We start from the raw sequence: 7,088 nt of genomic DNA on the forward strand, positions 1-7,088 counted from the left end.
TCGCGAGGCGGAGCCGAAGCGATCCAGGGCGCGACCTCTCCGGAAAGGGTGCGCCCTGGATTGCCACGGCTTCGCCTCGCAATGACGAAGGCGAAACCGAAGTGGCCAAACGGACGACGTATCAAGGTTAAATGTCGGGTTCCGCTCCGCGGCCCCGGAATGACGGGCGTCGGGGAGGAGCGCCCCGTCGGCGTGCCTTGAGCGCGAAGCCTTTCACCCGCATTCGCAGCCCCGACCGCCGCGTTTCTCCTCTGTTCTCCACGGCCCCGCTTCGCTAAAGGCGCGCCATGCTGCGCCTCCGCGAATATCAGCGCGCCGCCCTTGACGCGCTTGACCGGCATTGGAACCGGGGCGGCGGGCCGGGCCTCGTCGTGCTGCCGACCGGCGCGGGCAAGGCGCTCGTCATCGCCGCCCTGATCCGCGAATGGCTGGCGCGGGCTCCGCGGGCGCGGATCTGCGTCCTTACCCATGTCCGCGAGCTCGTGGTGCAGAACCACGGCGAACTCCTGGCCTACTGGCCGGAGGCGCCCGCCGGCATCTTCTCCGCCGGCGTCGGGCGGCGCGAGGCCGACGCGCAGGTCGCCTTCTGCTCGATCCAGTCGGTGCGAGACCGTGCCGACATGTTCGGCGCCATCGACCTCATCGTCATCGACGAGGCCCATCTCGTGCCGCGGTCCGGCGAAACCAGCTACGGCCGCTTCCTCGCCGCGGCGCGGGCCGCCAATCCGGATCTCAAGGTCGCGGGCTTCACCGCCACGCCCTACCGCCTCGATTCCGGCCGGCTCGACGAGGGCGAGGGGAGGGTGTTCGAGCGGATCGTCCACGAATCGCTCGTCGGCGACCTGATCCACCAAGGCTACCTCGCGCCCCTCGTCTGCAAGGCGACGGCGCTCGCCCTCGACGTCTCCGGCGTCCCGAAGCGCGGCGGCGACTACATCCCCTCGGCGTTGGAGGCGGCGGTCAACCGCGAATGGATCACCCGCGCCGCGGTCGAGGAGATGGTGGGCTACGGCCGCGAGCGGCGTGCCTGGCTCGCCTTCTGCGCCGGGCTCGCCCACGCCGCCGCGGTGCGCGACGCGATTCGGCAGGAGAACATCTCCTGCGAGACCGTCACCGGCGAGATGGGCAAGCGCGAGCGCGACCGCATCGTGCGCGACTTCCGCGCCGGCAAGATTCGCTGCCTCGCCTCGGTCGGCGTGCTCTCGACGGGCTTCAACGTACCGGAGGTCGATCTGATCGCCCTGCTGCGCCCGACCCAGTCGGCGGGGCTCTACGTGCAGCAGGTCGGACGCGCCCTGCGCCGGGCGCCGGGCAAGGCGGACGCGATTGTGCTCGACTATGCCGGGCTGGTGCGGATGCACGGCCCGGTCGATGCCGTGACCGCCCGCAGCGTCGCCCTCGGCCCCGCCGCACCGGGCAGCGTGCGGGCAAAGCCCTGCCCGGGCTGCGGCGCGCTGATCGCGCTGAACGCCAGCACCTGCGACGCGTGCTGGGTCGAGCCCGAAGCGGAGGACGAGGAGGCGCCCCACGCCGCCAGCGCCGAGGATGCCCTGCCGATCCTGTCCGAATCGATCTCGCCCTGGCGCGAGGTGACGGGCTGGCGCCTCGACCGCGGCCCCGGCGGTTCCGGTCCGGACCGGCTCGAAGTGGCCCTGCGCTGGCGCGGCGGCGGATGCCGGGTCGAGGTCTGCCTCGAGGATTCGGGCCATGCCCGCGAAAAGGCGGTTCAGTGGTGGCGGGCCTTCGGCGGCGCCAAGCCGGTTCCGATGTCGGTGGCGGCCGCCCTAGAGCGCGCCGACGAGCTGGAGCGGCCGGACGCCCTGAAGATCGATGCCGCCGGCCGGCTCTCCGAGAGCGTCACGGTGCAATTCTCGGATGGGCGCCGCTTCCGCGACCTGCGCCGCTGGGGCGGTCTGGCGGCCTGATCGACGGCTCAAGCTCGGCTGATTCGTATTAATTTCGCCACACTGTTGTGGCCCCGCATCAGCAATGCCGCTGCTGTCGCGACGTTCCCAAGACGTGCCGTCCGATGCCCCTGCCGCCGAGGAGGGAGCGGAGGCCGCCGCGCGCCGGTTCGACTCGCCGCCGCGCGGGCCGGGCTGGATCGGGGCGGCGGTGGTGCTCACGGCGCTGATCTCGGCCTCCGTCACCTTCCTCATCCTGGCCGGCATCATCCAGATCACGCGGACGCCGACCACCGGCGTCGCGCTCCTCTCGGTCAATGCGGCGCTGGTCCTCGCCCTCGTGGTGGTGATCGTCTGGGAGGCGCGGGTCTTCCTGCACGCCCGGCGCACCCATGCCTCGGTGGCGCGGCTGCACACCCGCATCGTCGGCCTCTTCAGCCTGATCGCGATCCTGCCGACGATCCTGCTCGCCATCGTCGCCTCGGTGACGATCGATGTCGGCCTGTCGCTGGGCTTCACCGACCGGGTCCGCGACGTGGTGCTGAAATCCGTGCAGGTGGCGGACGCCTACCAGGAGAATCACTGCCAGTCGCTCGCCCGCGAGATCCGCATCTTCGCCGACGACCTGACGCGGGCGCGGCCGAATTTTGACGTGAACCGCGAGTGGTTCGAGAACTTCATGACGACCCGCGCCCAGGCGCTCGGGCTGCCGATCGTCAAGATCATGCGCGGGCCGAACGAGGTCGTGGCGCGCGCCAACATCGACGTGCTCAAGCAGACGCGGCTGCCCTCGGCGGCGGCCTTCGAGGATGCGGCGAAGTCGAGCGACCCGATCTGCCTGCTGCCGAACGAGGGCCGGGTCTTCGCCGCGCTGATGCGGATGCCGGCCTACGACAACGCCGTGCTGCTGGTGCAGCGCGAGGTCAGCCAGCTCGCCATCGATTTCCCCGGCGTCGCCCGCGCCGCGGCGGCCGAGTACCTGACCTACGACGAGCTGCGCCGCTACGTGCAGATCGCGTTCGCCTCGGTCTTCATCCTGATCGCGCTGATCACGCTGCTCTCGGCGGTCTGGTTCGGGCTGAACTTCGCCAACCGCTTCGTCGCCCCGATCCGCCGGCTCATCAACGCCGCCGACGAGGTCGCGGCGGGCAATTTCTACGCCCGCGTTCCGGCCCGGAAATCCGACGGCGACCTCGCCCATCTCGGCGAGAGCTTCAACACCATGACGCAGGAGCTGCGCCGGCAGCACGACGGCCTGCGGGCAGCCAACGACCTGATCGACCGCCGCCGCCGCTTCACCGAGGCCGTGCTCTCGGGCGTCTCGCCGGGGGTGCTCGGCGTCGATGCCGACGGGGTCATCACCATCGCCAATCCGGGGGCCGAGCGCACCCTCGGGCTGTCGGCCAGGGAACTGGTCGGCCAGCCGCTGACGGGCGTCGTGCCGGAGATCGCCGCCCTGTTCCCGGAGGCCGAGGGCCGCCAGCGCGCCCTGCAGCAGCAGATTCAGCTCGTCCGCGGGGGGCGCGAGCGCACCATCGCCGTGCGGGTCACCAGCGAGCAGGCGCAGGGCGAGGCCCGCGGCTACGTCGTGACCCTCGACGACATCACCGACCTCGTCACGGCGCAGCGCACCTCCGCCTGGGCGGACGTGGCCCGCCGCATCGCCCACGAGATCAAGAACCCGCTGACGCCGATCCAGCTCTCGGCCGAGCGCATCCGTCGCAAGTACGGAAAAGTGATTACAGCTGACAAGGAAGTGTTCGAGCAGTGCACCGCCACGATCGTGCGGCAGGTGGACGAAATCAAACGGATGGTGGACGAATTCTCCTCCTTCGCCCGGATGCCCAAGCCCGCGATCACGCAGCAGGATCTGGCCGAGATCGCTCGCCAGAATCTGTTCATGCTGCGCATGGCCCATCCCGACCTAGATTTCCCGTTCGATACGGTCGGCGCCGACGCGCAGGGCCGGGTGGTCGCCGCCTTCGACGTGCGCCTGTTCTCCCAGGCGCTCACCAACATCCTCAAGAACGCCGTCGAGGCGGTCCAGGCCGTGCCCGAGGACGTGCTGGCCGCCGACGGCGGCAAGGGCTGGGTGCGCCTGCGCCTCCTCGTCGAGGACGCCTTCGTGGTGATCGAAGTCACCGACAACGGAAAAGGCTTTCCGGCAGAGGGGCGCCAGCGCCTGCTCGAACCCTATATGACCACCCGCGAGGGCGGGACCGGCCTCGGTTTGGCGATCGTCTCCAAGGTGCTCGAGGAGCATGGCGGGGGGATCGAGTTGAACGACAACCCGGAGGGGCGCGGCGGACAGGTCCGCATGCGGCTGCCGCGGGAAGTCGGGCGACAGGGCGGGCACAATGCCGAGCCCGGCGCGCTAGGGGAGCGGAATCGCTCCCCGGCGCCGGACGCGCGTGACGGGACAACGATGGACAAGAACACGGAGGGCGCCATGGAAGCGCGACGCGTCGCGGAGATGCAGCCATGAGCGCCGACATCCTGATCGTCGACGACGAGGCCGACATCCGCGATCTCGTCGCGGGCATCCTGGACGACGAGGGGCACCGTACCCGAACGGCGGCGGGCTCCGACGAGGCGCTGGCGGCGATCGAGTCGCGCCGGCCCCACCTCGTCTTCCTCGACATCTGGCTCCAGGGCTCGCGCCTCGACGGGTTGCAGGTGCTCGACCTGATCAAGGCGGGCCACCCGGACCTGCCGGTGGTGATGATCTCGGGCCACGGCAACATCGAGACCGCGGTGGCGGCGATCAAATCCGGCGCCTACGACTTCATCGAGAAGCCGTTCAAGGCCGACCGCCTGATCCTCGTCGCCGAGCGGGCGCTCGAAGCCTCCCGCCTCAAGCGCGAGGTGCGCGACCTCAAGGTGCGGTCGGGGCAGGCGAGCCGCATCGTCGGCGCCTCGGTGGCGGTCAACCAGCTGCGCCAGACCATCGAGCGCGTGGCCCCGACCAATGCCCGCGTGATGATCTCCGGCGCGCCGGGCGCCGGCAAGGAACTCTCGGCGCGCACCCTGCACGCCGCCTCCTCGCGGGCGAGCGGGCCCTTCGTCGTGATCAACGCGGCGACCATCACGCCCGAGACGATGGAAGCGGAGCTGTTCGGCGTCGAGGGCGGCGAGGGCCGGGTGCGGCGCGTCGGCGCCCTGGAGGAGGCCCATGGCGGCTCTCTCTACATCGACGAAGTCGCCGACATGCCCAAGGAGACGCAGAGCCGGATCCTGCGCGTCCTCGTCGATCAGAATTTCCAGCGCGTCGGCGGCACCGCCCGCGTCCACGTCGACGTGCGCATCATCTCGTCCTCCTCCCGCGACCTGACCGAGGAAATCGGCGCCGGGCGCTTCCGCGAGGATCTGTTCCACCGCCTCTCGGTGGTGCCGATCCGGATCCCGTCGCTGGCCGAGCGGCGCGAGGACGTGCCGGAGCTGATTTCGTTCTTCATGGAGCAGATCTCGGCGGCGACCGGCCTGCCGCGGCGCCGCATCGCCGAGGACGCCATGGCGGTGCTCCAGTCGCACGACTGGCCCGGCAACGTGCGTCAGCTGCGCAACAACGTCGAGCGGCTGATGATCCTGACCCAGAGCGATCCGGAGCAGGAGGTCACGTCCGAGATGCTGCCGACCGAGATCGGCGCCCTGGTGCCGACGACGCCGACGGGTGCGGGCGGCGAGAAGCTGATGAGCCTCGCGCTCCGCGAAGCCCGCGAGATCTTCGAGCGGGAATACCTTATCGCGCAGATCGCCCGCTTCTCCGGCAACATCTCCCGCACCGCCGAGTTCATCGGCATGGAGCGCTCGGCCCTGCACCGAAAGCTCAAGTCGCTCGGCATCGGTCCGTGACGGGGGTCCCCGCCGGTTCGCCCTCGGAACCGGCGGCGGCAGACGTTGCAAGGGGTGGATATTGACGCTCCGCGCAGCCGGGTGCCTCTTGCATCGCGGCAAGCTTCGCCCTGTAATGGAATAAACCGGCAGAGCGGTCCCTGCACGAGAGAGTCGCGGGCCCGCGACTCACATCGGGACCCTGCTGCTCCGTGGTTGCGGCCTCGAAACAAGGATAACAAGAAATGGCGGGCGAGCGCGCTCAGAACCTCCAGGACACGTTCCTGAACCATGTCCGCAAAAACAAGATCCCGCTGACGATCTTCCTCGTCAATGGCGTCAAGCTTCAAGGTGTCGTGACCTGGTTCGACAACTTCTGCGTCCTGCTCCGCCGCGACGGACACTCCCAGCTCGTCTACAAGCACGCGATCTCGACGATCATGCCGGGCCACCCGGTGCAGCTGTTCGAGCCCGACGAGACGGCGCCCGAGAAGGCTTGATCGTCGTCTTCCATCGTTGATCTGCTCTCGGCTCGCCGGTTTCCGTCATTTGCGGAAGCCGGCGGATGCAAAATGGCGTCATCGTTCCGACATAAGGGGACGATGACACGGAGACTCCATGACTGAGACCCTTCCGCCCGGCGAAGCCCGCCTGCAGGCGAAGGCCGCCCCCGAGGGCGAGATTGCCGCCGCGACCCGCACGCTGGTCCTCGGCCCCTACCTCACCCGCGCCGCCCAGCGGACCGCGCCCGGACAGACGGAGACCGTCCGCTCCGACGAGGCGCGGCTCGACGAGGCGGTGGGACTGGCGGCCGCCATCGACCTCGACGTGGCCCGGGCGATCTCGGTGCATATCCAGCGCCCGCGCCCCTCGACCTATCTTGGCAAGGGCCGGGTGGAGGAGGTCGCCGGACTCATCAAGGCCGAGGAGATCGGTCTCGTGGTGATGGATTGTGCCCTCTCGCCGGTGCAGCAGCGCAACCTCGAGAAGGCCTGGGGTGCGAAGGTCATCGACCGGACCGGCCTGATCCTCGAGATCTTCGGCCGGCGCGCCTCGACCCGCGAGGGCACGCTCCAGGTCGAGCACGCCCACCTCGCCTACCAGAAGTCCCGGCTCGTCCGCTCCTGGACCCACCTGGAGCGGACGAGCCGGGACTTCTGGTAGGCGAGGTGGGCGTGCTCGACCTGGAGCGTGCCCTCGCGGGTCGAGGCGCGCCGGCCGAAGATCTCGAGGATCAGGCCGGTCCGGTCGATGACCTTCGCACCCCAGGCCTTCTCGAGGTTGCGCTGCTGCACCGGCGAGAGGGCACAATCCATCACCACGAGACCGATCTCCTCGGCCTTGATGAGTCCG

At 69.8% G+C, this 7,088-nt stretch carries 5 protein-coding genes and 1 pseudogene; 5 read left to right on the top strand and 1 reads right to left on the bottom strand.

Features of this window, described 5'->3' with window-relative positions; translation table 11 throughout:
* The first annotated feature begins 287 nt into the window (after positions 1-287).
* From MFF42_RS14220 to MFF42_RS14240, 5 genes and pseudogenes are all read left to right on the top strand, one after another.
* Positions 288-1,925: a DEAD/DEAH box helicase gene (locus tag MFF42_RS14220; protein WP_238256318.1), complete on the top strand. Its 1,638-nt coding sequence runs from the start codon at positions 288-290 to the stop codon at positions 1,923-1,925.
* 64 nt (positions 1,926-1,989) lie between these two features.
* Positions 1,990-4,389: a sensor histidine kinase gene (locus MFF42_RS14225; RefSeq protein ID WP_238256319.1), complete on the top strand. Its 2,400-nt coding sequence runs from the start codon at positions 1,990-1,992 to the stop codon at positions 4,387-4,389.
* Positions 4,386-5,756, top strand: a complete 1,371-nt coding sequence (gene ntrX / locus MFF42_RS14230; protein ID WP_238256320.1) for a nitrogen assimilation response regulator NtrX — start codon at positions 4,386-4,388, stop codon at positions 5,754-5,756. Before MFF42_RS14225 ends, ntrX begins: the two co-directional genes overlap by 4 nt.
* Before the next feature lie 224 nt (positions 5,757-5,980).
* Positions 5,981-6,235 (top strand): RNA chaperone Hfq, encoded by a 255-nt coding sequence (hfq, locus tag MFF42_RS14235; RefSeq protein ID WP_003600267.1) that lies wholly within the window; start codon positions 5,981-5,983, stop codon positions 6,233-6,235.
* 118 nt (positions 6,236-6,353) lie between these two features.
* Positions 6,354-6,893, top strand: a pseudogene (locus tag MFF42_RS14240) (HflX-like GTP-binding protein); the annotation flags it as partial.
* Here MFF42_RS14240 and MFF42_RS14245 read toward each other — a convergent pair.
* The gene (locus tag MFF42_RS14245) at positions 6,833-7,051 is read right to left on the bottom strand and encodes an HflX-like GTP-binding protein (RefSeq protein WP_373875183.1); all 219 of its coding nucleotides are present in this window, start codon (positions 7,049-7,051) and stop codon (positions 6,833-6,835) included. The pseudogene MFF42_RS14240 and the gene MFF42_RS14245 sit on opposite strands and share 61 nt — an antisense overlap.
* Positions 7,052-7,088 lie beyond the last annotated feature (37 nt).

The sequence above is a fragment of the Methylorubrum podarium genome, from assembly GCF_022179745.1.
GTDB classification, from domain to species: Bacteria; Pseudomonadota; Alphaproteobacteria; order Rhizobiales; family Beijerinckiaceae; genus Methylobacterium; species Methylobacterium podarium.

What these genes read in the sequence shown, in the direction of transcription:
- MFF42_RS14220 (WP_238256318.1), top strand. Translation starts at nt 288, where the DNA reads ATGCTGCGCCTCCGCGAATATCAGCGCGCCGCCCTTGACGCGCTTGAC.
- MFF42_RS14225 (WP_238256319.1), top strand. Translation starts at nt 1,990, where the DNA reads ATGCCGCTGCTGTCGCGACGTTCCCAAGACGTGCCGTCCGATGCCCCT.
- ntrX (WP_238256320.1), top strand. Translation starts at nt 4,386, where the DNA reads ATGAGCGCCGACATCCTGATCGTCGACGACGAGGCCGACATCCGCGAT.
- hfq (WP_003600267.1), top strand. Translation starts at nt 5,981, where the DNA reads ATGGCGGGCGAGCGCGCTCAGAACCTCCAGGACACGTTCCTGAACCAT.
- MFF42_RS14245 (WP_373875183.1), bottom strand. Translation starts at nt 7,051, where the DNA reads ATGGATTGTGCCCTCTCGCCGGTGCAGCAGCGCAACCTCGAGAAGGCC.